The sequence below is a fragment of the Actinomycetota bacterium genome, assembly GCA_019347575.1.
Classification (GTDB): domain Bacteria; phylum Actinomycetota; class Nitriliruptoria; order Nitriliruptorales; family Nitriliruptoraceae; genus JAHWKY01.
Genome location: JAHWKY010000006.1, coordinates 39,489 through 63,253 on the forward strand (window position 1 = coordinate 39,489; position 23,765 = coordinate 63,253).

21 protein-coding genes are annotated in these 23,765 nt (G+C 70.3%); 5 read left to right on the top strand and 16 right to left on the bottom strand.

Annotated features, from left to right (window positions below; genetic code table 11):
- Both KY469_05265 and KY469_05270 read right to left on the bottom strand, forming a co-directional pair.
- Nucleotides 1–789, bottom strand: coding sequence for an ABC transporter ATP-binding protein (locus KY469_05265; GenBank protein ID MBW3662492.1), 789 nt, complete (start codon nucleotides 787–789; stop codon nucleotides 1–3).
- A gap of 1 nt (nucleotide 790) precedes the next feature.
- The gene (locus KY469_05270; protein ID MBW3662493.1) at nucleotides 791–2,533 is read right to left on the bottom strand and encodes an ABC transporter substrate-binding protein; all 1,743 of its coding nucleotides are present in this window, start codon (nucleotides 2,531–2,533) and stop codon (nucleotides 791–793) included.
- Between the two features lie 77 nt (nucleotides 2,534–2,610).
- Between KY469_05270 and KY469_05275 the strand changes: the two genes are divergently transcribed.
- Complete coding sequence (locus KY469_05275; GenBank protein ID MBW3662494.1) at nucleotides 2,611–5,115, top strand: Rho termination factor N-terminal domain-containing protein; 2,505 nt, start codon at nucleotides 2,611–2,613, stop codon at nucleotides 5,113–5,115.
- 113 nt (nucleotides 5,116–5,228) lie between these two features.
- On the opposite strand, the gene KY469_05280 is transcribed toward KY469_05275, so the two are convergent.
- The 4 genes from KY469_05280 to KY469_05295 form a co-directional block, all read right to left on the bottom strand.
- On the bottom strand, nucleotides 5,229–5,729 hold the full coding sequence (locus KY469_05280; GenBank protein MBW3662495.1) for a PaaI family thioesterase: 501 nt from the start codon (nucleotides 5,727–5,729) through the stop codon (nucleotides 5,229–5,231).
- A gap of 61 nt (nucleotides 5,730–5,790) precedes the next feature.
- Complete coding sequence (locus tag KY469_05285; GenBank protein MBW3662496.1) at nucleotides 5,791–6,771, bottom strand: ketol-acid reductoisomerase; 981 nt, start codon at nucleotides 6,769–6,771, stop codon at nucleotides 5,791–5,793.
- Nucleotides 6,768–7,643: an SDR family oxidoreductase gene (locus tag KY469_05290; protein MBW3662497.1), complete on the bottom strand. Its 876-nt coding sequence runs from the start codon at nucleotides 7,641–7,643 to the stop codon at nucleotides 6,768–6,770. The genes KY469_05285 and KY469_05290 overlap by 4 nt, the downstream gene beginning before the upstream one ends.
- Nucleotides 7,640–8,107: a 2,4'-dihydroxyacetophenone dioxygenase family protein gene (locus tag KY469_05295; protein ID MBW3662498.1), complete on the bottom strand. Its 468-nt coding sequence runs from the start codon at nucleotides 8,105–8,107 to the stop codon at nucleotides 7,640–7,642. The genes KY469_05290 and KY469_05295 overlap by 4 nt, the downstream gene beginning before the upstream one ends.
- Before the next feature lie 120 nt (nucleotides 8,108–8,227).
- Between KY469_05295 and KY469_05300 the strand changes: the two genes are divergently transcribed.
- Together KY469_05300 and KY469_05305 are read left to right on the top strand one after the other, a co-directional pair.
- Nucleotides 8,228–8,989 carry an SDR family oxidoreductase gene (locus tag KY469_05300; protein ID MBW3662499.1) on the top strand — a complete coding sequence of 254 codons (762 nt, stop codon included), beginning with the start codon at nucleotides 8,228–8,230 and terminating at the stop codon, nucleotides 8,987–8,989.
- 39 nt (nucleotides 8,990–9,028) lie between these two features.
- On the top strand, nucleotides 9,029–9,841 hold the full coding sequence (locus KY469_05305; protein MBW3662500.1) for a sugar phosphate isomerase/epimerase: 813 nt from the start codon (nucleotides 9,029–9,031) through the stop codon (nucleotides 9,839–9,841).
- A 184-nt stretch (nucleotides 9,842–10,025) separates the two neighbouring features.
- Here KY469_05305 and KY469_05310 read toward each other — a convergent pair whose 3' ends face one another.
- The 3 genes from KY469_05310 to KY469_05320 form a co-directional block, all read right to left on the bottom strand.
- Nucleotides 10,026–11,225: a low temperature requirement protein A gene (locus tag KY469_05310; protein MBW3662501.1), complete on the bottom strand. Its 1,200-nt coding sequence runs from the start codon at nucleotides 11,223–11,225 to the stop codon at nucleotides 10,026–10,028.
- 252 nt (nucleotides 11,226–11,477) lie between these two features.
- Nucleotides 11,478–11,696, bottom strand: a complete 219-nt coding sequence (locus tag KY469_05315) for a CsbD family protein (protein MBW3662502.1) — start codon at nucleotides 11,694–11,696, stop codon at nucleotides 11,478–11,480.
- 306 nt (nucleotides 11,697–12,002) lie between these two features.
- The gene (locus tag KY469_05320) at nucleotides 12,003–12,698 is read right to left on the bottom strand and encodes a uracil-DNA glycosylase (GenBank protein MBW3662503.1); all 696 of its coding nucleotides are present in this window, start codon (nucleotides 12,696–12,698) and stop codon (nucleotides 12,003–12,005) included.
- A 100-nt stretch (nucleotides 12,699–12,798) separates the two neighbouring features.
- On the opposite strand from KY469_05320, the gene KY469_05325 reads away from it, so the two are divergent.
- Together KY469_05325 and KY469_05330 are read left to right on the top strand one after the other, a co-directional pair.
- Nucleotides 12,799–13,560, top strand: coding sequence for an SDR family oxidoreductase (locus tag KY469_05325; GenBank protein MBW3662504.1), 762 nt, complete (start codon nucleotides 12,799–12,801; stop codon nucleotides 13,558–13,560).
- 21 nt (nucleotides 13,561–13,581) lie between these two features.
- A complete protein-coding gene (locus KY469_05330; protein ID MBW3662505.1) occupies nucleotides 13,582–14,739 on the top strand; it encodes an acyl-CoA dehydrogenase family protein in 1,158 nt (385 codons plus the stop codon).
- Between the two features lie 94 nt (nucleotides 14,740–14,833).
- Here the strand turns inward: KY469_05330 and KY469_05335 are convergent, their stop codons facing one another.
- From KY469_05335 to KY469_05365, 7 genes are read right to left on the bottom strand one after another with little or no spacing between them, the layout of a single operon-like run.
- Nucleotides 14,834–16,036 carry a hybrid sensor histidine kinase/response regulator gene (locus KY469_05335; protein MBW3662506.1) on the bottom strand — a complete coding sequence of 401 codons (1,203 nt, stop codon included), beginning with the start codon at nucleotides 16,034–16,036 and terminating at the stop codon, nucleotides 14,834–14,836.
- The gene (locus KY469_05340; GenBank protein MBW3662507.1) at nucleotides 16,033–17,304 is read right to left on the bottom strand and encodes a hybrid sensor histidine kinase/response regulator; all 1,272 of its coding nucleotides are present in this window, start codon (nucleotides 17,302–17,304) and stop codon (nucleotides 16,033–16,035) included. The genes KY469_05335 and KY469_05340 overlap by 4 nt, the downstream gene beginning before the upstream one ends.
- Nucleotides 17,301–18,374 carry a chemotaxis-specific protein-glutamate methyltransferase CheB gene (cheB, locus tag KY469_05345; protein MBW3662508.1) on the bottom strand — a complete coding sequence of 358 codons (1,074 nt, stop codon included), beginning with the start codon at nucleotides 18,372–18,374 and terminating at the stop codon, nucleotides 17,301–17,303. The genes KY469_05340 and cheB overlap by 4 nt, the downstream gene beginning before the upstream one ends.
- Nucleotides 18,371–20,503 carry a response regulator gene (locus KY469_05350; protein ID MBW3662509.1) on the bottom strand — a complete coding sequence of 711 codons (2,133 nt, stop codon included), beginning with the start codon at nucleotides 20,501–20,503 and terminating at the stop codon, nucleotides 18,371–18,373. The genes cheB and KY469_05350 overlap by 4 nt, the downstream gene beginning before the upstream one ends.
- Nucleotides 20,504–21,964 (bottom strand): CHASE3 domain-containing protein, encoded by a 1,461-nt coding sequence (locus KY469_05355; GenBank protein MBW3662510.1) that lies wholly within the window; start codon nucleotides 21,962–21,964, stop codon nucleotides 20,504–20,506.
- Nucleotides 21,961–22,506 carry a chemotaxis protein CheW gene (locus KY469_05360; GenBank protein MBW3662511.1) on the bottom strand — a complete coding sequence of 182 codons (546 nt, stop codon included), beginning with the start codon at nucleotides 22,504–22,506 and terminating at the stop codon, nucleotides 21,961–21,963. Before KY469_05360 ends, KY469_05355 begins: the two co-directional genes overlap by 4 nt.
- Entirely contained in the window at nucleotides 22,503–23,765 is a 1,263-nt protein-coding gene (locus KY469_05365) for a protein-glutamate O-methyltransferase CheR (protein MBW3662512.1), read from the bottom strand. Before KY469_05365 ends, KY469_05360 begins: the two co-directional genes overlap by 4 nt.

Sequence of the window (23,765 nt, forward strand, 5' to 3'; positions counted from 1 at the left end):
TCACGATGCCGCCTCGGTGCCGAGGTACGCAGCACGGACGCCCTCGTTCTGTCGGATCAGAGCGGGCGTGCCCTCGGCCAGCAGCTCGCCGAAGTCGAGCACGTAGACGTAGTCGCTCAGCTCGAGCACGAAGCTCATGTCGTGTTCGACCAGGAGGACCGACGTGCCCCCGTCGCGGACCCGACGCACCAGGTCAGCGAGGTGCTGTGACTCCTCGGCACGGAGACCCGAGCTCGGCTCGTCCAGCATGAGCAGACGCGGCTTGGTGACGATGGCCCGAGCGAACTCGACGACCCGGGCGGTGCCCAGCGGCAGCTCACCGGCCGCGACATCGGCCCGGTCCTGCAAGCCGGTCATCTCGAGGACCACGTCGACCTGTGCGTCGGCCTCGTACCGGGTCTCGATCGTCGCGGGTAGCGCGAAGAGGTCGCTGACCACGTCCCCCGACCCGTACCGCGCCTCGAACGCCGCCAGCACGTTCTCGCGCACGGTCAACGTTCGGAACAGCTCCAGACGCTGGTACGTGCGTGCGACCCCGAGGTGCGCACGTCGATCAGCGGGCCAGCCCGTGACGTCCTGTCCGAACAGCTGCACCCGACCGACCGTGGGTGGGTAGACGCCCGTGACGCAGTTGAAGAACGTCGTCTTGCCGGCACCGTTCGGTCCGATCAGGCCGACGATGCCGCGGGGCGGGACCACGAGCGAGACGTCCTGGAGCGCGGTGAGGCCGCCGAAGCGCTTGGTGATCCGTGAGGCCTGGAGTGGGTAGGCGACCCTGCGTGCGCCCACGTCAGAGCCACGGCGTGACGTCGCGGAGGGGGCCGCACTCGAACCCGTCGGGTCCGGTCCGCTGCCACGTCAGGTTCCCGCCCCCCGTGTCCACGACCTGGATGCGGACGATGCAGTTGAACACCCACTTGAAGTCCCACTCACCGAACGGCTGGGGCCCGTTCACACGGGTGCTCTGGAACGGCGAGATCGCCCCGAACAGCCCTCCGGCCTGCCAGTCCTGCATCCGGCGGACGGCGTCCATCACGCACTCGCGCGTCGGGGCGCCCCCGCAGGACTCGATCGCGTCAGCGAACATCCAGCCGCTGGCGTAGCCGACGACGGCGTACGTGCCGGTCGGTTCGACGTTGGGGTGAGCGGCGGCGAAGTCACGCAGGAACAGCGCCATGTTCGGGTCGTTGGGCTCCTCGAGGGGCACGTGCGGCAGGAACGTGCGCACCCCGAGCGCGTCCTGACCGAGGTCGTTGATGAACTTGGGGTCGTAACCAGCGTAGGGCTCGTACATCAGCTTGAAGCACTGCGTGACGCAGCGATCCGGCGGCCACGCGCCCTGGTCCGCGGCGGCCTGCACGAGGTTGATGTTCGACTGGAGGTCGGCGTAGGTGAAGACGCAATCCACGCCGTCGCTGCGCATCTGCTGCACGAGCAGCCGGTACTGCGGGACCGAGGCCGCGAGCGCCTGCTGGTACAGCTGGGTGTTGTCCTCGCCCAGTGCCATGCCCCACGACTGCTCGAGCGTGACCTGGCCAATTTCGGCCTGGTCCTGCGACGCCCCGGTCGGCTCGGCCAGGTACACGATCCCGCCGAACGTGCACTCCTCACCCTGTGCGGCGAGTTCCTTCGCGAAGCCGACGAACGCCGTCCCACCGCCGAGGACCGGCGACAGGCTGCCGAGCGGGCTGCCGTGCCACGGCGACTGCGACCGGTTGTAGCTGTACGCCTGACCGCCGATGTCGGGCAGGAACTCGCCGTCGTCGGACGCGCGCGGGTCGAACGGCCTGCTGCTGCCGTACATGCGGCCGTCCTGCAGTGAGGTGATGCCGACGAACGCGAACACCTCGCTGACCATGCGGTCGTAGTGGTTCTGGGCGTCGAACGGGTTGGCGTTGTCGTTGGCGACCTCGAGTTCGATCTGGCGGCCGCACACCCCACCCTCGGCGTTCTTGCGCGCGATGTAGGCCTCGAGGCCCTGCCGCACAGGCCGCAGCTGCGCTGGCAGCTGGCTGACGTCGCTGATGATCTGGCCGATGACGACCTTCTCGGCGTCGATCCCCGTCGCTTCGTAGCTGGGGTCCGGGGTGCAGCCGGCCGCCGTGCCGGTCGTCCCTCCGGACGTCCCGCCGCTCGTCCCGCCGCTGGTCGTCCCACCCGTCGTCGCGCCCGTCGAGCCGCCCGAGGTGCCACCCGACGTGCCCCCCGCGGTGGCTCCGGTCGTCCCTCCCGTGGTACCGGTCGTCGTGGTACCGGTCGTCGACGGTCCACCGGTGGTCGCGGCACCGGGGTCGCCTGGCGAGGTGGTCTCGGTCGGTGTCTCCTCGGCGGTCGGGGTCGCGGTCGGCGGCGCGGTCGGGCCGTCGGCGAGCGGATCGTCGACGGTGACGGCGGCGGGCGCGGTGCCGACACCGACCTCCGCAGCGAGGAACCCCATAGCACTCATGCCCACGCCGAGGAGGAACGCAGTCACGGCGGAGAACAGGGGGTTGCGCTCGATCCAGCCGATCCAGCCGCGCCGGTTGTTCGCCATGTCCCCGCCATCCATCCGCAGGCGCCGCGAGCGTACTCCCTGGACGGACCCTGACGTGGCGGTCATACTTCCGCGCCATGGCGCAGTTCGCGCAAGCCCTGGTCACCGGCGGGGTCCTCGGATCACTGCTCGCCCTGCTGGCGTTCGGCATCGTGCTCACCTACCGGACCACGGGCATCTTCAACTTCGCGCAGGGCGCGATCGGGATGGTGTTCGCGTTCCTGTACTTCCAGCTGGTCCAGGGTGGTCGGGTCTTCTTCGTCGCGGGCGTGTGGGACCAGACGGCGACGATCCCAGGGTGGATAGCGCTGCCGCTGATCGTTCTCGTGCTCGCCCCGGCGTTCGGCTGGTTCCTGCACCGGATCCTGTTCCGGCACCTGACCCAGGCCGAGACCCACGTCCAGATCGTGTCCACCATCGGCTTGCTCATCGCGTTGCAGGGGTTCACGGGGATGCTGTGGAGCGGCAACCCCTCGATCGCACCCGACGAGGTTTTCTCGACCACCCCGGTGACGATCGGGACCTTCACGACACCCGTGAGCAGCTTCTGGACCATCGCGATCGCGGTCGCGCTGGCTGCAGGCCTGGTGGCGTTCATGCGGTTCTCGAGCATGGGTGTGCGGATGCGCGGCGTCGTCGACCGCGCCGACCTCGCCGAGCTGGTCGGCGTCAACTCCTACCGTGTGTCCGCGCTGTCGTGGGGGCTCTCGACCAGCTTCGCCGCCCTCGCCGGCATCCTCGTCGCGCCGGTGATCAGCGCTTCCTTCGACCTACTGACCCTGCCGCTGCTCGTCGTGCCCGCGACGGCGGCCGCCGTGATCGGGCGCATCCGGAGCCTGCCGTGGACGCTGCTCGGCGGTCTGCTGATCGGCATCGGCCAGACGACCAGCCAGATCTACACGGGTGACACGCTCGCCCCGATCCTGGCATCGAGCATCCCGTTCCTGGTGCTGTTCGGAGCGCTGCTCCTGCCGATCGACTGGCACGAGGTCCGGGCCGAGGTCGCCGAACGCCCCACCGTGGCCCAGCGGGAAGGCGTGAGCCGACGGTGGATCCGCGGGGCGATCATCGGGCTCGCGGTGATCCTCGTCCTCCCCTCGGGGTGGCAGCTCGGTCGTCCCGCCGTGCTCGACTGGCCGCCCCTCTCGTGGGTCATCACGATCGTCAACGGTCCGTTGGGGTACTTCGGGGAGCTGCAGAACCAGTTCACCCGCGTGCCGGGCATCGCGGTGGTGTTCCTGGGGTTGGTGCTACTGGTCGGCTTCGCGGGCCAGATCTCGCTCGCGCATGCCTCGCTGGCTGCCATCGGGGCGATCATCGTCGGTCACTTCGTGGCCGACTTCGGCCTGCCGTTCGGGGTCTCGCTCGTGATCGCGGGTCTGGTCACGGTCGTCCCCGGCGTGATCCTGGCGTGGCGCGCCGTCCGCCTCTCGCCGCTGTTCCTCGGCCTCGCGACGCTGGCCTTCGCCGCCCTCATGACCCAGCTCATGTTCAACGTTCCCGCGATCACGAACGGCACCAGCGGCGTGCCGTTCGAGCGCAGCGCCGTGCTGGCCGACCCTTACCACTACTACCTGTTCGGGATCGGGATCTTCCTCCTCGCCGCTGCGCTCGTACGCAACCTCCGCCGCGGCTCGATCGGGCTCGCCCTCCGGGCGATGCGGGACAGCGAGACCGCGATCCGCGGCCTCGGTTCGAGCCTCGGCCGGCTGAAGCTGGCGGTGTTCTCCCTGTCGGCGTTCCTCGCAGGCGTCGGTGGAGCGATGTTCGCTGGCGCTGGCCAGGTGGCCGAGCCGACCCAGTTCGTCGAGCTCTTCTCGCTGCTGTTCCTCGCTCTCGCCGTCGTCGGCGGGATCCGCTACATCCGCGGCGCCCTGATCGGGGCGGGGTTGTTCGTGATGGCGCGACCGCTGCTCACCTCGCTGACGGACTGGATCTCCGGCGAGTTCACGGGTATCGCCTTCTGGAACATCGACCAGCTCCCGAACCTGTTCTTCGGAGCAGCGGCGATCGTGCTCGCCACCAACCCCGGCGGCATCGTGGAGCAGAGTCGCGACGGCTGGCTCGAGTTCGTCGCGAAGCGCGAGGACAAGCGCGCCCGTCGTCGTGGCGACCTCGACATCCTCGCCGACGTGTCAGGGACCGGTGTCGTCCCGGCGTGGGAGGCTCCCACCGACGAGGCGGCGTCGGGGTTCCCCGACATCTACGAGCCGACGCAGGAGATCACGCTGAACGGGCACCCCGTGACCTTCCCCGCCGCCGCGCTGTACCACCGGCCGTCGTGTCTGCTCGCCCGGGGCAAGACCCCCGAACCGATCGGACCGAAGCGCGCCAGGAAGCTGTCGCCCTGTCCGGTGTGCGCCCCGGACCCCCCCGACAGCGAACCCGATCCCCGGGCGGTCGCCGCCGCCCGTGAGCCGTTCGCTCCCGTGGCGACCCTGCCTCGACGCGACGACCTCGAGGAGATGACGCGCGCCGAGCTCTACGAACTCGCCCAGCACGTCGAGCTCGCGGGGCGGTCGAAGATGTCGAAGGCGGACCTGATCGACGCGTTAGCCAGCTACGGCCACGAGGGCGCGTAGCGCCTTCCCCCAGATTCCTCCCCGCCCTCACTGACCCCGACGTCACCAACGAACTTGAATACTCGGGTGCACTCCGATGCCCCCAACCATTCAAGTTCGGGTGGAGCCGCGCGTCATATGTCGGGGTCGGCGGTGTCGGCGTGCTCCGCGGCTTCGAGCGGTTGCCGCAGCGGCACCACCATCGCCGCGAAGTCGGCGATGGCGATGAGCCGCTCCTGCGGATCGACGACGCGGCACTCGACGACGACGAGCTGGCGCCCCGAACGCATCACCTGTGCGCGCGCCTCGACCGTGCCGCCCCGCGGCCGCCCGAGGTAGCGGATGTGCATGTCGGCGGTGACGATGGAGTTCTCGCCGGGCACGAACGTCCTGGACCCCAGACCCGCTGCCGTTCCCGCGGCGACATCGATGAGCGTCGCGATCGCCCCGCCGTGCAGGTTGCCACTGGAGTTGAAGGCCGGCTGGGCAACCGGCATCGAGAAGATGACCGGCATGGGGTCGAGACGGACGGGGCGTACGTCGAGGAGGCGGTGCAGGTCGGTGACGTGCATGTGCTCGACGATGTCGGCCTGTTGCTGGTCCGTGAGCCGGCCCGTCGGGACCTCGTAGGTCACGCCTCCCCCCTGGAGGGGGGAGGGGCCGGCGTTGCCGGCCTGGGGGGTGAGGTCTGATACGTCATGCGGAACCCGGCGCAGCGGTCTCGCCCAGGGTCGCGCGCAGCTCGCGCTCCCAGGCCACGACCTCCGGTCCGACGGCGACCGACTTGAGCTCCTGTAGGGTGGGATGCCCTTCCTCGCGTTCGGCATCCCACTCGTCGGCGAAGCGGCCGTCGGAGATCTCGCCGACGATCGATCGCATCGGCTCGACCAGGTCGATCTCGTCGTAGCGGTCGACGCGACTCAGCTGGCCGTACTGGCTGATGGGCGAGTGGTGCTCCATCTGGGCCGCGTAGCCCTCGAGCCGGAGCCGACGGAAGGTGCGCTCCATCTCGCCGGACAGGAACAGCTCGGCGACGATGGCCTCGAGCGGGATCCCGTGCTCTGCCATGACCTGGGTGAACGCGAGGTTGACGCGTCGCAGGGCCGGGGCGAGCGCCTGCTCGACGGCCAGATCGAGGATGGCCTCCTGCATCGGTGTCATCTCGATGGCGCCCTGCTTGAGCCCACCGATGGCCAGCGCCACCGCGAGCGTCCGCTCCCGCGCGCTGCCGGTCACGTCCTGCTGGACGCCGACGGCGGTGATGAAGCCGACGTCCTCGAGGTAACACTCGCGCACCTCGGGACCGAGCATGCGCGGGGCGACCATGCCGATGTCGCACGAGGGGGTGAAGCGCTCGTAGCCGACCGAGTAGCCCGAGGCGACGACGACCAGGGCGTCGTCACGTGGCGCGACGTCGAGGATCGGGATGATGTCGTCGGGCACGAGCAGGCACAGCACGTCGGCGTCCGATGCCCCGGAGATGTCTGCAGCGTCGAAGCCATCGGCCACGGCCTGCTCACGGCTGTCGTCGGCGCGCGCGTGGACGCGGACGTCGAGACCGGAGTCACGCAGGTTGAGCGCCCACGAGCGGCCCTGGTTGCCGTAGCCGACGACCGCGATGCGCTGGCCATCGAGCGCGTCGAGCGAGGCGTCTGCCTCGTGGTAGATGACGGTCACGGGATGTCCTCGCTGCCGTGGTGGCGGCCTGGCACCCCGGTCGAGCCTCGCCGGTCAGCGATCGCCATCGCGTCTTCGGGCGTTGCGCCCTCGGTCAGCGCGAGGACGTACTCGAGGATCCCGTCGACGCCTGCCCCGTGGAGCGTCATCCCGCCGTCGACGATGATGTTCTGGCCGGTGATGTAGCGCGCCAGGTCGCTGCAGAGGAACACCACCACGTCGGCGATCTCGTCGGGCTCGGCGATGTGACCCAGAGGCGTGACGCGGGTCCACCGCTCCTCCCAGCCCGGCATCATCAGCAGCGGGTCGGTCAGCCCGGTCCGTACGGACCCCGGCGATACCGCGTTGACGCGGACCTTCGGGGCGTACTCGAGCGCGGCGTTCTGGGTCATCGCGATGACGGCGGCCTTGGCAGCCGAGTAGGGCGTCTCGCCAGCGGAGGGTCGGGTGGCGCTGATCGACGCGGTGTTCACGACGCGGCCGTCACCGCCATCGAGCAGGTGGGGGATGGCTGCCTTGAGCACGTGGAACGCCCCGTCGAGGTTGACGCCCAACACGCGCCGCCACTCCTCGGCGGGGTACTCGTGCAGCCGCGACATCGAACCCGTCCCCGCGTTGTTGAACAGCAGGCTCAACCCGCCGAGCACCTCGGCCGCCCCGTTCACGGCCGCCACGACCGCATCGTGATCGGCGACGTCGACCTCGAAGGCGTGCCCGCCGACCTCGTCGGCCACCGTCTTGGCACCCGTCCCGTCGACGTCGAGGACCGCGACGGAAGCGCCCTCGGCTGCGAACCGCTGGGCCGTAGCACGTCCGATCCCTGACGCCCCGCCGGTCACGATCGCGCGGTGACCCGCCAGGAGACCGGTCACAGCACGGCGCCGTCAGGCAGGCTCTTGCCCTCCTGCTCCAGCGCCAGGAGGTAGCGCTCCATCGCGGACTCCGCATCCTCGTACATCCACACCTCGTCGTTCGGCCCCAGGAGCACCAGGCCGCCCTGCATGATGAACATCACGATGGTCTCCTCGGTGTTGTCGTCGAACACCTTCAACGTGTGCACCGAGCTGGCGGGTTCGTGCACGTAGCTGCCCGCCTCCGCGACCCAGTCGTACTCGAGGTAGTGCCACCGCCCCTGGATGGTGTGGGCGTGGACCTGGCCGAAGTGGCGGTGGCGCGGCAGCTCGATGCCCGGCGCGAACCGCACGATGAGCGTGTACTCGTTGTTGTCGAGATCACAGCGGAGGATCTTGACCTGCAGACCCTCCATCCAGGTGGCCCAGGGCAGGTCGTCGGGCAGGACGACGCGGGTATCGGGCGGGGCGGTGGCGATGGCCATGGCTTTCCTCCGAGGGGTCGCGGGGGCGGTCGGTCGGGCTGTCATGGTAGGCCCCACGCACCCTGACTGACACGTCCGTCAGCTACCGTCATCGGGGTTCCGGACCGGAGGTGGCAACGGGTGCGGCTCGCGGGAGCAGCAGCGCTCGTCACCGGCGCGACCGCCGGCATCGGGCGGGCGACCGCATTGCGCTTCGCCGCCGAGGGCGCGACCGTGGTCGTCACCGGCCGCGACCGGGAGCGGGGCGCCGCAGTCGAGGCGGCCGGTGACGGGCGCGTGCGCTTCATCGCGGCCGATCTGGGTTCCGAGGACGAGCGGGGCGCGCTCGTCGACGCAACGGTCGGAGCCCTCGGCGGACTCACCGTCCTCGTCAACTGCGCGGTTGCGCGGTCGGCTGGTCTCGACGGGCCCGTCACGGAGACGACCCCCGATGCGTGGCGCGCGCTGCTCGAGGTCAACCTCATCGCCGCCGCCGACCTGTGCCGGCACGCCATCCCCCACCTCGCCGCCAACGGAGGCGGCGCCATCGTCAACGTGTCATCGCGTGCCGCCACACGCGCCTCCTCGGGCCGGGTGGCGTACCCGGCGTCGAAGGCCGGCCTCGAGGCGCTGAGCCGCTCGATCGCCCTCGACCACGCCGACCAGGGGATCCGCTGCAATACGGTGAGCCCCGGCTACGTCATCAACGACCGCCGCGACGCGAACCTGTCGCCGGAGCGCCGGCTCGAGATCGAGGCGATGCACCTGACGCGGCTACCGACAGCGGACGACATCGCCAATGCGATCGTGTTCCTCGCCAGCGACGAAGCGGCGACGATCACCGGTACGTTGCTGCACGTGGATGGCGGTGGGCACGCCGTCCGTGGGCGGACCCTGGGGTGAAGCCGTCGTGACGTCGCGAACGATCCCGGCGAGGGGCGGATGAGCATCCACCCCAGGATCTCGGTCAGCCAGGCCTGCTCGATCAGGCAGAGGCTCGACGCCGACCTCGCCCTCTGGCACGACCTCGACATCGATCGCGTCGGCCTGCTCTGGCGCAAGCTCGAGGCGGCCGGAGCCGACACCGCCGTGGCCGCGATCGAGCGCGAAGGACTCGAGGTCACCAACGTGATCGCGACGGGGATCCTGACTCCTTCCGATGAGCTGCGGTGGGGCGAGCAGCGCGAGCGGGTCACGAGGATCGCCGAGGTGACAGCGCGCCTCGGCTCACCCTGGCTGGTGCTCACGTCGGGTCCCCTCGGACCGCTGCACTGGGAGGCCGCGGCGGACGGGCTGGCCGAGCTGCTGCGACCGTTGCACCGCGATCTCGCGGACCTCGGGGTCACGCTCGCGATCGAGCACACCAACTCGCTGCGACTCGACCTCTCGTTCGTGACCAGCTTCCGCCAGGCGGCCGCCCTCGCGGTGCGGATGGGCTGCGGGGCCGTGCTCGAGTTGAACGCCGCCTGGCACGAACAGGGGCTCAGCGAGTCGATCCGCTACGGCATCGACCATCTCGGCCTGGTGCAGGTCAGCGACTTCATCCTCGGAACGAAGCGGACGCCCGACCGGGTCGTTCCCGGCGACGGCGACATCCCGCTGCCGCGACTGCTGCGCCAGATCCTCGAGGCCGGCTACGACGGGGCGTTCGATCTGGAGGTCGTCGGCCCGAGGGTCGAGCGCGAGGGCTACGCGTCCACGGTCCGCCGCGGTGTCGAAGCGCTCGGGGCGCTGCTGACCGACCTCGGGGCGTGACCGTCCGCGGCTCCAGCGGGCCGTCGGGGCGGGGCAGACTCGCGGCACCTTCTCGCGGACGTCACGCGCCCCGACGCGGCGCGCAACTTCATCACCCGGATCACTCGCATATCCGAGCGGATCGGGGGACGAAGTGGATGGCAGCCGCCGTGAGAACACGGCCACCCCCGCGCGCACGGGCCGCTCAGGTTCCCGCCGTGGAGCCGTGCTCGGTCGGCATCGGGTGGCGGACGCGGTCGCGGGCTGAGCCGTAGCTGCGGGTCTCGTAGGCGATCAGCAGCCACAGCACCGCGGTGACGGCGGCGAGCGTCGTGGGCGCTGGCGGCTGGGTACCCAGCGGTACCAGGACGAGCAGCACGATCGCGAGCGCGAGTCGCTGGCGGTTGACCGAGTGCGCGTTCCGCAGCCGCAGCGCCACGTGGGCCAGCAGGTACAGCGCGACACCACCGAGCAGGGCGAAGGCCGCCACCGGTTCCAACGGCTCGTCGACGTGGGCGAGGGTGTTCTCGAGGCCGACGGCGACGAGCACGATCCCGGCCGCCATGGGGAAGTGCAGGTACGAGTAGGAGTCCCGCGCCAGGGCGTTGCGCTCACGCCCCGTCGCGGTGCGGGTGAGGCGCTGCTCGGTGACGGACGCGACGACGTCGAAGTACGTCCACCACAGCGCCGAGGCCAACGCGACACCGAGGACGGCCGCCACGATGACGCCCGCGGTGACTCCAGCGCTGGCGCCCACCCCGAGCACCACGATCGACTCGCCGAGGGCGAGGATGATGATGAGTCCGTGCCGCTCCGCGAAGTGCGCCGGCACCAGACGCCACCCCTCGACACCGAACAGAGCCGGCCCTCCGAAGTCGATGGTGATCGCGACCGCCCACAACACCTCCTGGCCGATGCCCTCGACGAACGACGCGGCCGTCAGAAGCCCGATGGCGATGACGGTGCTCACCGACAGCGTCGCGACCGAGTGGCGCAGATCGGGCGTACCGCGGCTGGCCAGCGCGAACAACGCGATGTGGCCGATCCGCACCGCCCCGTACGCCAGCGCGAACGTGAGCGCGAGCTCACCGAACGTCCCGGGGACGGCCAGCGCCACCACGAGCAGCGCGGCCATGACCGCGAACATCGCGATCCTGACCCCACCCTCCTCGGGGTCGACCACGCTGGTTAGCCACGCGTACCCCGCCCACGCCCACCACAACATCGCGAGGACGAACAGACCGTGCACGATCCCGGTCCAGGAGGGCTCGTGGACCATCAACGCCGTGCACTGGGTGAAGCCCAGGACGAACACCAGATCGAAGAACAGCTCGAGGAAGCGCACCTTCTCGGTGTCGCCGCGCAACACCGCCCCGAGTGGTCGCCGCCCGCCCGCGTCCGCCACGCTCTCGCCCTCCCGGTCCCGCCGCGGCTGCCGCTGCAGGCAAGCACAGACGTAGGGGCCCGCGTCCCCGGAGAGCCCACGTCGCCGGACGGGCACACGCATCCACGCGCGTTTCCGTCACCCTCGCGGCCAGAGCAGATCGACCGGACGGGAACACGCACCCACGCGCGTTTCCGTCACCACCCGCGCCGCCAGAGCGTCAGCCCGACAGGGCGCGTCTAACGCGTTCCTCTCTCGACCGTCGTGCGACCGCTACTTCTTCATCGACTCGGCCTTCTCGGCGCCCTGGTGCCCGGCGGCCTCCTGGCGCTTCTCGGCGGCCTTCTCCTCGTAGCGCTCGGCCTCCTCCTCGCTCTGGGCCTTCTTCTGCTGCTGTTCACCCTCGCGTTCGAGGTTCTCGTCGCCGACCGCCTCCCCCGCGATCTCCTTCGCCATGCCCTTGACCTTCTCGACGGTGTTGTCGGTGCCCACGGTTCGCTCCTGTTCGGGTCGGTCGTGCGGAGGTCGTGCTACCGCTTCGCTACTTGAGCACTCGGGTCGTGCTACCGCTTCGCTACTTGAGCACTCGGGTTGTGCTACCGCTTCGCTACTTGAGCACTCGGGTTGTGCTACCGCTTCGCTACTTGAGCACTCGGGTTGTGCTACCGCTTCGCTACTTGAGCACTCAGGATGACCGTCGCCAGCGGCTGGGTGGGCGGGCTGGCTACTGCCGCTCGGACAGCCCGGGCGGGAACGCCGTCCGGACGGCCAGGACGGCCAGGAGGGCCAGGAGGACCATCAGGGCAGGCGCCAGTCCACCGGTTCCGCGGCCTGCTGCTCCAGCAGGCGGTTGGCGCGACTGAAGGGCCGAGAGCCGAAGAACCCGTTGCGGGCGGACAGCGGGCTGGGGTGGGTGCTCTCCACGGCCGGGACGTCGCGCAACCAGCGGCGACAGTCGCGCGCGTCGCGGCCCCACAGGATCGCGGCCAGCGGGGCGTCCCGTTCCGCCAGAGCTCGGATGGCCTGCTCGGTCACGTCCTCCCACCCGATCCCGCGGTGGGAACCGGGGGCGCCGGGACGGACCGTGAGGACGCGGTTGAGCAGCAGCACACCCTGCCCGGTCCAGGGAGTGAGGTCGCCGCACTCCGGGTCGGGGTGGCCGAGGTCGTCTCGGTACTCCGTGAAGATGTTCTGCAGACTCTTCGGCAACGGCCGGACGTCGGAGGCGACGCTGAAGCACAGGCCGATGGGATGGCCAGGTGTGGGGTAGGGGTCCTGCCCGACGATCAGCACGCGCACCTCGTCGAAGGGCTGCTGGAACGCGGCGAGGATGCGATCGCCCGCTGGGAGGAAGCGTCGGCCGGCAGCCTGCTCCTCGCGCAGGAAGTCACCGAGTTCGGCGAGCTTGGCGGCCACGGGTTCCAGCGCCCGGGCCCACCCCGGCTCGACCGCGGCCGCGAGCCTCGCACGCGCCTCCTCCTCGCGCTCGTCGATCTGCTGTCCGAGTCTCAGCTGCCCGTCCACGTCGACCTCCCAGCACGCCCTCGTAGCCTACGAGCCGTAGGCTCCCCGCGACCGGATCGGAGGCGGACGGGTGAGCGGGTCGGGCGGGGCGCGTCAGCTCGATGGCAAGGTCGCGCTCGTCATGGGCGCCGGGAGCGGCCTCGGGCAGCACATCGCACTGGCCCTCGCACACGAAGGCGCGGACGTCGCGGTGGCCACGGTGGACGGCGCCGACCGCGCCCGCACCAGCGTGGTGAGCCCCGTGACCGACGAGGTCGAGACTGCGGGAGCAACCGCGTTCACGGTCTCCTGTGACGTCCAGGACGAGGCGTCGGTCACCGACGCCGTGGAGATGGTCGTCGGAGAGCTCGGCCACCTCGACGTCGTCGTCTGCAACCTCGGCACCCCCTGGCACGCCACGACGCTGGACACACCGGTCGAGCGCTGGCGTGAGGTCGTCGCCACCACGCTCGATGGCGTCTTCATCGTGACCCGCGCGACCCTGCCCCACCTACTGCGGCGCCCCGCAGGGTCGCTGATCGCCCTGACGACGCCCGCGGTGCACCAGCCAGCGTTGGGATCGAACGCGTACTGGGTGGCCAAGGCAGCCGTCGAGCGCTACTACCTCGGGCTCGCACACGAGCTGGCGGCGCACAACATCGCGGTCAACTGTCTCGCCCCGAAGGAGGTCCGCCCCGCCGCACCCGGCGCGGTCGACCGCGCCGAGGAGCTCGGCGAGGATCCGGACGCCGTGGCCCGGTGTGCCGTGTTCCTGGCGAGCCAGGACGCCTCCGGCGAGACCGGTCGGGTCGTGTACTCGCTCGACCTTCTCGAGGAGCTCGCGCGCCGCTGACCCGACAGACCGAGGCGTCACGTGGACTGGACCTACCCACCGGAGGCGGAGGCGTTCCGCGCCGAGCTCGCCGCCTGGCTGGACGAGGCGCTCGAACCCCGCTTCGCCGCGCTGGCTGGCGTCTCGACACACGACGAGGAGCAGCTGGCGATCCACCGGGAGTGGCAGCAGCGCGTCGCTGAGGCGGGCTACGCCGCGATCGCGTGGCCCGACGAGTACGGCGGGCGGGGCGCGGGACTGCTGGAGCAGGTGGTCCTCGCGGAGGAGTTCGACCGCGCCGGCGCCCCGATGCACCTGAACACCCTCGGCCTGTCGAACATCGCGCCGGCGATCCTCGCGTTCGGGACCGAGGAGCAGAAGCGCACGCACCTGCCGCCGATGGCATCGGGAGAGCGCGTCTGGTGCCAAGGGTTCAGCGAACCGGACGCGGGCAGTGACCTCGCCTCCCTGCGGACGCGCGCGGTCCGCGATGGTGGCGAGTGGGTGGTCACGGGGCGCAAGGTCTGGACCAGCTTCGGTCGTTACGCCGACCGCTGCGAACTGCTGGTGCGGACCGACGCCGACGCCCCGAAGCACCGCGGCATCACCTGTCTGCTGCTCGACCTCACGAGCCCGGGGGTCCAGGTGCGGCCGCTCGTGACCATCACCGGCGAGGCGGAGTTCAACGAGGTCGTCCTCGACGAGGTCCGAGTCCCCATCAGCGACACGCTCGGTCCCGTGAACGAGGGCTGGACCGTCGCGATGACCACGCTGGCGCACGAGCGGATGGGCGTCGTGAGCCTGCACCTGCAGGTGCGCCGCCGGATCCGCGAGCTCGCGACTCTGGCCGCGGGGCGCATCATCGACGAACGTCCCGCCGTTGCCGACGCCGGTGTCCGACGCGAGCTCGCGCGGCTCCACCGCGACGGCGAGCTGCTCAAGCTGCTCGCGGACCGCACGTTGTCGGCGGCGGTACGGGGCGCCGAACCAGGTGCCGCCTCCAGCGTCGCGAAGCTGCACTGGAGCGAGCTCGAGCAACGGATGCAGGAAGTTGCGGCCGCCCTTCTGGGTACGGACGCCGACACCGAGCCGTGGCGGACCGAGCGTCTGCGTGCACGCGGCTACACGATCGCCGGGGGCACGACCCAGGTGAACAAGAACATCCTCGCGCAGCGCATCCTGGGCCTGCCCCGCGGTTGAACCTGGACCGGGTGCAGGGAGAGCCCGGCCTTCTGCGCCCTGCCTCCAGGTGCCTTCGTTCCGTCCGTCGGTACGGCTCGAGCGTGAGACGAACTCAGGATCGTTCCGTATCCGTACTGGACGGTGACGGGAACGGGATACGCAGTCGGAACAGGGCGCCAGGTGTCGCGGGCTCGTAGGTGAGCTCGCCCCCGTGCGCGCGCGCGAGGCCGCGCGCTATCCACAGGCCCAGTCCGGTTCCCGTAGCCGTACGGAGGTTGCCGACGCTCGCTTGCGTGAAGCGTTCGAACATCTGGTCGATGAACTCCTCGGGCACCCCTTCGCCGTGGTCCCTGACGGAGATATCGATGAAGCCGTCGTCGAGGGTGCACGCCACCTCGATCGGGGGCTGGCCGTACTTGCGTGCGTTGTCGAGGAGGTTGGTCACAGCGGGCTGAAGGACCGACGGGTCCACGGGTACGGCCACGTCAGGAGCACAGTCGACCTGCACAGAAGCGGAGCAGAGTCCACTGTCCATCACTGCTCGTCGGAGAAGCTCATCGATACGCACAGTGCTGGTGCCAGTGTCAGCGGTTGTAGCGGGAGTCGCCTCTTCGCGGCCATGCAGTTGCGCCGCGAGCAGCAGGTTCTCGATCATGGCCTCGAGGCGGCTGACGCTGCGCCGGATCGCGTCGACGTACGTCGCACGCTGCGTCGTCAGCAGTTGGTCCCAGCGACCGGTGATCAGCTCGGTGAAGCCCGCGATCACGGTCAGCGGCGTACGCATCTCGTGCGACACCATGGCCAGGAGATCCGACTTCATGCGGTCCGCGGCACGCAACGCGTCGTTGGCGCGCTGAAGATCCTCGGTGCGCTCGGCGACGCGCTGTTCCAGCAGGTGCCTCTGCTGATCGAGATCGACGTAGAGCTGGCGGGTCCGTAGGAAGTTGCGGATCCGCAGGCGGACCTCGGAGGTGTCGAAGGGTTTGTTGAGGAAGTCGTGGGCGCCCATCGTGAGGGCTTCTCGACGCAGCCCCGGATCGACATCGGCGGTCATGATGATGATGGGAACGAAGCTCTGTTCGGGGATCGTCGCCAGTAGTTGGCGCATGACCTGGAACCCGTCTAGGTGAGGCATCCCGATGTCGAGTAGGACCAGATCGGGCGCGATCCGCTCGAAGGCGGCGAGCGCCAGCCGTGCATCGCTCACCGTCCGGATCCGTATCCCATCGTCGTTGGCGAAGATGTGCATCAGCAACTGGAGGTTCGCGGGTTCGTCGTCGACCGCGAGGATCGTTGCCTCCGGGCGATCGGTCACGACTCCTCCTCAACGTCCGTCGTGGGCCCCGCTGCGGGGATCTCGACCGTGAACGTGCTCCCTGATCCAGGTTCGCTCTCGACGTGCAAGCTCCCGCCCATCGAGGCGAGCAGTTCCTGTACCAGTGGCAGGCCGATGCCGCTTCCTTCGATGTCGCGGTCGGCGTCGAGTCGATCGAACGGCACGAACAGCCGGGGCAAGTCCTCTGGGGCGATGCCGCGCCCCGTGTCGGCGACCGCGATCCGGACCGTCCCACCGGATGGTGGGAGGCAGGTGAGCTGGACGGTTCCGCCTGCACGGTTGTACTTGATCGCGTTGCTGATCAGGTTGGTGAGCGTCTGGCAGAGCCGTCGGTCGTCGGCAACCACCTCGATGTCGGCGTCGCCGTGCACCGTCACCTCCACATCGTGGCGTTGCGCCAACAAGCGTGTCTGTTCGATGGCGTCATCGAGGACGGGAGCGACCCGGACCCGATCCCGGCTCAGCTGCAACTCCCCGGATTCGATCCCTTCGATGTCGCTGAGATCCTTGATGAGCTGGAACATGCGGTGGCCGCTCGTCCTGATGGCCTCGATGGCCTTGCGATGTCGGTCGCTGAGGTCATCGTCGAGGAGCAGGTCGCCGTACGCGCTGACGACGCCGAGAGGGTTGCGCAGCTCGTGCGCGAGTCGGCTGATGAAGGCGCTCTTGGCCTGGTTGGCAGCCACCGCATCCTCGCGGGCGCGGACCAGTTCCACCTCCTGGTCGCGCAGACGGGCGTTGGCGTACACGAGGTCCTCGAAGCTGCCCATGAGCAGGTCCAGGATCTGCTGGCGGTCGACATCGACGGTGAAGCGGTGTCCGAGCAAGCGCACCTCGGCTCCCATGCGGAAGCGTCCGCCGTCGGCCCGGTCACGGTGCGACTGCAGCGCGCTGTCGACACGCGACAGCAGACGCGCCGGCTCGTAGGGCTTGGTGAGGAAGTTGTCCGCGCCTGCTTCCAAGCCGCGCACGATGTCCACCGGATCGCGCAGACTGGTCAGCAGGATCACGGGTAGCAGGTGAAGGCTCTGGTCGGCCTTGATCGTGCGGCACAGCTCGTACCCATCCATCTGCGGCATCACCACGTCGGTGATCACCAGGTCGTGCCGGTCCTCGCCCGAGAGCATCGCCAGGGCCTCGGCCCCGTCGCGTGCCACGGTGACCTCGTACCCGGCGGTGGTCAGGTGATCCTGCAGGGCTTCGGCCTGGGTCCGGCTGTCTTCGACGACGAGGACGTGCGTGTTCATGTGACTGCCTTCGCGGTGTGCTGCAGGATCTGCTCGGCCAGAGCGCCGACCGGGCCGACGGTCTGCGCGATGCCGGCGGCCGCGACGACACCGGGCATGCCGAAGACGGCGCAGGTGGCCTCATCCTGGGCGAGCACCACGCCGCCCGAGGCGTGCAGGCTGAGCAGGCCCGCGAGCCCGTCGTCGCCCAAGCCGCTGAGCATCACGCCCGCACCCCTGTCGCCGTAGGCCTCGGCGATGGACTCGAACAGCGCCGTCGCCGCGGGGCGGAAACCTCCTATGGGAGGACCGTCGTCGAGGACCACCCGTCGGAGGTGGTCGACCCTGAGGTGGCGATCCTCGGGTGCGACGAGGACCGTGCCTGGCGTCAGCGGCTCCCCTTCGACCGCTAGCCGGACGACGAGTTCCGTGCCAGCGTCCAACCACCGTGCGAACCCCTCGACGAAGCCTTCGGCGATGTGCTGCACGACGAGTACGGGTACCGGGAGGTCGCGCGGCAGGGCACTCAGCAGTTCGTACACGACCCGGGGGCCACCGGTGGAGGCGGCGACCGCGACGATCTCGATGACGGCCCGGCGGGGGGAGACCACCTGCGCAGTCGCGACGTCGGTGGCCGACCGTCGCTGCCCTCTGCTGCCTGCACCCGGGTACCGGCGGATCACCCGCACGCTGGCCAGGGTGACGACCTTGCGGGCGAACCCGGCGGCTTCACGTCGGGCCCCGTCGTCGGTACCGCCCGTCGGTTTCGGCAGCACGGCCAACGCTCCGACCTCGACGCTCCGCAGCGCGAGCGCGACATCGCTGGGGTCCAGCGCCGAGGTGACGACCAGCACCGGAGTCGGGACGTCGGCCATGATCCGTTGGGTGGCTTCGAACCCGTCCATCCCGGGCATGACCGCGTCCATGACGACGATCGAGGGTTGCAAGCGCGTGGTCAGCGCCACCGCCTCGGCTCCGTCCCGGGCTTGCCCCACCACGACGATGCCCGGGTGAGCAGACAGGATGCCGACCAGGAAGGTCCGCGACGTCGCAGAGTCGTCGGCAACGAGTACGCGGATGAGATCGCTCACAGCAGCCTCGCGATCGTGTCCAACACCGAGGTCTGGTCGAAGCTGGACTTGACGAAGTACGCGTCGGCGCCGACCTGCAGACCTCGCGCCCGGTCGCGGTCATCGGCCAACGCGGTCACCAGCACGACCGGTAACGCTGCGAAGCGGGGAGAGGACCTGATCCTCATGCACAGCTCGAAGCCGTCCAGGTTGGGCATGTCCACGTCGGTGACGACCAGATCGGCCCCTTGCTGCTGCAACAGCCGCCACGCCTCGGCTCCGTCGACGGCGACGACGACCTCGTAACCGGCCGCCTCGAGGATGCTCTGCTCGAGCATGCGGGTCGTCGCGGTGTCCTCCGCCAGCAGGATCCGAGCAGCAGGCGGGGAGATCGGGGGCGACGGGAGCGCCTCTTGGCTGGCTCGCTGGCGTACCGCCCGAACCCAGGTCGCCGGACTGAGCAGCAACGCGCACCGTCCGTCGCCCAGCACCACGCCGCCGAGCAGGCCACGCAGTCCCCGAAGGCGGCTGGGCAGGGGACGCACCCAGACCTCCTGCTCGCCGAGCACGGCATCGACGATCAGCGCTGCGTCGGCGTCGGCCGTCCGCAAGCCGACCACGAGCAGCTGGGCGTCTCCGGCGACGGTGCCGTGCCCGAAGCCCAGCACCGTCGCGAGGTGGGCCAGTGCCACCGACCGACCATCGACGACGACCGTGGGACGCCCACCGACGTCCGTCACGGCATCTCGCGGGATCCGCCACGCCCCTTCGACCGCCGCCGCCGGGAGCGCGATCACCTCACCGGCGGTCGTCACCACGACCGCCCGCATGATGGAGAGGGTCAGCGGTAGCCGCATCCGGACTGCCATCCCCGTACCGGCATCGGCCTTGATCTCGACCGAACCACCCACCGTCTCGACGGAGGTCCGCACGACGTCGAGGCCGACCCCGCGTCCGGAGATCTCGGTGGTCGCTGATCCGGTGGAGAACCCGGGATGGAACAGCAGCTGCACGACCTCATCGTCGGTCCCGGACGCATCCAGTCCCCGACGGACCGCCGCAGCGCGGATCGCCGCCACATCGGGACCGGCACCGTCGTCGGACACCGTGACGACGAGCTCGCCTTCGTGGAGGGCGGCTGCGATCGCGACGCGTCCGCCAGCCGGCTTGCCGGCTCGGACCCTCGCCTCTGGAGGTTCGATCCCGTGATCGACGGCGTTGCGTACGAGGTGAAGCAACGGATCGCGCAGTACCGCAGCGACGCCGCGGTCGAGCTCGAGCGTGCCCGCGTCGACCTCCAGCGCAACCTGTTTGTCCGATCGCTTCGCGACGTCGCGCACGGCGCGGTCCAGCCCGACGCAGATCTCGTCGAACCGCACCAACCCCAGTTGCTGCACGGCGTGCTGGACCTCGCCGGCGGCCCGGTTCAGGTGCCGCTCACGCTCGGCCGCGCGGCGTTGCATGTCCGTCGCCAAGGTCGCCAGCTGCCGAAGCCCGGCGTCGACCCGGCCGGCTGCCGCGCGCAGCTGCGCCTGGTTCGCTTCCCCGGTCAGCCAGCCGCTCAGGCCCTGCCAGTCGCGTTCAACGCGTCGTGCCTCCGCAGCCGTGTCCCTCGCGACGTCTGACAGCTCCGTGACTCGAGCGACGCTGAGGTGCAACTCGCCAGCCGCGGCCACGGCCGCGTCGAGATCCTCCGACGCCACACGGGCACGGAGCTGTTCGCCTCTGGCTGGGCCGGGCGCCGGCCTGGCGGGCTGCTGCGTCTCGTCACCACGGCCAACACGGGCCGACGTCTCAGAGGAGGCTTCTGACCCGCCAGGTGGTCGCAGCTCCTGCGCGAGTGAGTCGAGCTGGTCGATGGCCTGCAACGCGGCATGCAGCTGTGCGCCGCCCGGGGCGTCCCCGCTGTCACGCAGCTGCGCGAACAGATCTTCGAGGTCGTGGGCGACGTGCGCGACCGCTGCGATGCCGGCGGAGTGAGCCGCCCCCTTCAAGCTGTGAGCGGCACGGAACAGCTCCGCCACCACTTCGCCCGCGCGGCCAGCCGATGGATGTCCTTCTAGCTCGAGCAGCCCACGCTCGAGGTCGCGACGACGATCCTCAAGCTCTTCCCCGAAGATCGCCAGCAGCCGGCCGCGGTCGAGCGCCACTCAGTCCACTCCCACCAGTGCCTTGAGCCGCTGCGCGATCGACTGCAGCTGGTGCGCGGTCTCGTCGGCCTGGCGTGCTGCAGCGAGGTTCTGCTGGGTCACCTCGTCGACGTTGACCATGGCCTCGCTGATCTGTGCCGTGGCACCCGCCTGCTGACCAGCCGCTGCCGCGATCTGCTCGCTGGCGTCAGCGGCGGCACTCACGCCCTGCGCCAGCTCGGTGATGGTCCCGCCGGCATCAGCGATGAGGCGCACACCCTCTGCCGCCTCCTTGGTGCCCGCTTCGGTCGCCAGGACGGCCTGATGGGTCGCCTGCTGGATCTCGGTGAGGATCTGGCCGATCTGGGCGTTGGCGCTGCGGGTCTGGTCCGCCAGCCGTCGGACCTCCTGGGCGACCACCCCGAAGCCCTTCCCGTGTTCGCCGGCGCGTGCGGCTTCGATAGCGGCGTTCAACGCCAGCAGGTTCGTCTGCTCGGCGATGTCGTCCACGGTCGACACGATCTCGGAGATGGACTGCGCCCGGTTGGCCAGGCCCGTGATCCGTTCCGCGATGGCATCCACCTGCTCGCTCACCGATCGCATGCCCTCGGCGGACACCTCCACCGCCGTGCTGCCCCGCTCGGCGATCTCCGAGAAGAGCTCGGCGTTGTCGGCGACGGAGCGGGCCCGCTGAGCCGTCTCGTCCGCGCTGGCTGCCAGTTCGTTGACGGTCGCAACGGTCTCCTGCACGGCCGCGGACTGCTGGGCCGCGCCCGACGTCAGCTGCCGGGTGCCCCCGGCCACCTCGGTCGAGGCTTCCTCCACCTCGGTGGCCAGCTGCGCGAGGCTGCCGGAGACCCGCCGCGTGACCCACCATCCGGTACCCGCACCGCCGGCGACGGCGACCACCCCCAGGAGGATGAACAGCCAGCGCGCCAGCGCGACCTGATCGTCGGCGCGTGCGGCCCCCGAGTCGACGAGGCGCTCCTCGCGTTCGACCAGCGTGTGGACGGCTGTCCGGGCGGCGTCGAGCGCCGGGAACAGCCGGGCGGCGGCCTCGCGCTCGATGCGGTCGGTCCCGGATCCGCCACCACGTAGCGCGATCAACTCGTCACTCGCCTCCTGGTAGCTCCTCTCGGCGTCACGTATGCGCTCCAGCAGCCGCCGCCCTTCGTCGGTGTGGATGCCCTGTTCCAGGGCCCCCATGATGGCGGTGAACCGCGCCTCTTCCGCGGCGACGTTCTCGCGCTCCGTGGACGCGCCCGTGAGCAGGTAGCCGCGGACGTGCGTCGCGCGTACCGCGAGGCTGGTCTCGAGTCGGTGCGCATCGATCACCAGACGCAGGTCGCGATCGATGACGACACTCTTGGCGCGCGAGACCTGTTGCAGGGCGACGGTGGCCACGACGACCAGCACCAGCGTGGCGGCCAGGGACACCACGAACCCGACGGCGACCTGTCGGCTGACGGTCATCGATCTCATGAGCGGTCTCGTCCCGATCCAGGCGATGGTTGCGGTGCTGGCGTGAAGCGGTCCCACGTCAGCAGGAGGTCAACGTCGAGTAGCCCGGCACCGTCGCGCGTCACCCTGGCCACTGGGGCCGCGTGCAGCTGGCTGGCGTCCGCGTCGAGCAGTTCCTGACGGTCGAGGCGCCGGGTGCCCGTGACGTGGTCCGCGGCGATCGCCAGGCGGTCGGCGCCGTCGCCGAACACGAGCATCCAGGCGGGTGTGACTCGGTCGGCGCCATGGGGAGCGAGGTCGAACACCGTCAGCAGCGAACCGCGCAGCGTGGCCACCCCCAAGAGGGCAGAGGGTGCGTGCGGTACTCGTGCCAGTGGCGAACCTGCCACCACCTGGACCACGTCGCCCAGGGCGACCACGAAGCGCTGCCCCGAGACTTCGAAGGCGAGGACCTCGATCCGGTCGGCAGGTTCGGATCGAGCCGGTTCCGCCAGCTCCCGGGCACGCTGTCGCAGGATCTCCTCGCTCGACCCGGCGACGCCGGAACCTGCCGCGCTGGTCACCTGGGCACCTCCGCGGAGCGACGGTTGAGCACGGACAGCTCGGCCAGCAGCCGGCCGGCGGACGCACCGCCAGCGAGCGGAACGGGCGCGTCGGGATCCATCCCCTCGAGCAGCGCCTGGGCCTGACGCCATGCCCTGCCCGCGCCGGCCAGGTCGCCGACGTGGAGTGCGGCGCGGCCGAACGCGACCTGCGCCACGACCAGGTCCGGCTGCAGGTACAGGGCGCTCCTCGCCGCCCGTACCGCTTCCTCCCAACGCCCTTCGGCGAGCAGCGTGGTGGCCCGCACGTACTCGGCCTCCGGCCTCGGAACCTCGCTCACGGGAACCGACGCCGCCTGCGGCCGCGCAGCACGGTCAGCAGCGTGAGGGTCGCCTCGCCGCCGGACGCGCGACGCTGCCGCCGTGGCGGACCGGCCGCCGGTCAGGCTGGTGTTCCGGGTGCCGGTTCCCCCCGGGACGGTCGTCGACGTGGTGGGTACGCGGCGGTACACCACCCCGTGCTCGGTCACGACAGCTTCCAGCCCAGCCTGCGACGACAGGTGTGGGTCCGAGGACGCCGTCATCAACCAGCCATCGGGCGCGAGCGCCCCGACGAGGCGTCGGACCACCGCGGCGATCGCCTCGGGCGTGAGGTAGATCAGCACGTTGCGGCAGAGGATCACGTCGAAACCCACACCGGACGAGGGGACCGGGTACGGGTCGGCGACGAGGTTGAGCACCTCGAAGGTCACCCGCTGCGCGAACCGTCGCTCAAGCTGGAGGTGGTCCCCTTCGGCACGGAAGTAGGCACGACGACGCGCGTCGCTGACCCCTCGCATCGACCACGGGCGGTAGCTGGCGTCACGTGCCCGTTGCAGGGCTGCGGCGGAGATGTCGGTCCCCCGCACATCGGCACGATCGGCCAAGCCCAGCTCCTCGAGCAGGATCGCGACGGAGTACGCCTCCTCGCCGCTGGAGCAACCTGCCGACCAGATCTGTAGCCGGTGGGATGCGGAACGGTCGCGCAGGAGCTCGGGAAGCATCCGGCGGCGCAGCAGTTCGAACTGGCGGGGCTCACGGAAGAAGTGCGACTCAGCCACCGTGACCCGGCGGACCAGATCCTGGAAGCTCGCGGCGTCCCTCTCGAGGAGGTGGCGGTAAGCCGTACCGGCGACCCCGGCCGCGCCCATCGCCTCCTCGATCGCAGCTGCGGTCCGGTAGGACCGCTCGTCGAGCGTGCGCAAGCCGGCGACCTCCGCGAGCAACCGCGCCGCATCCAC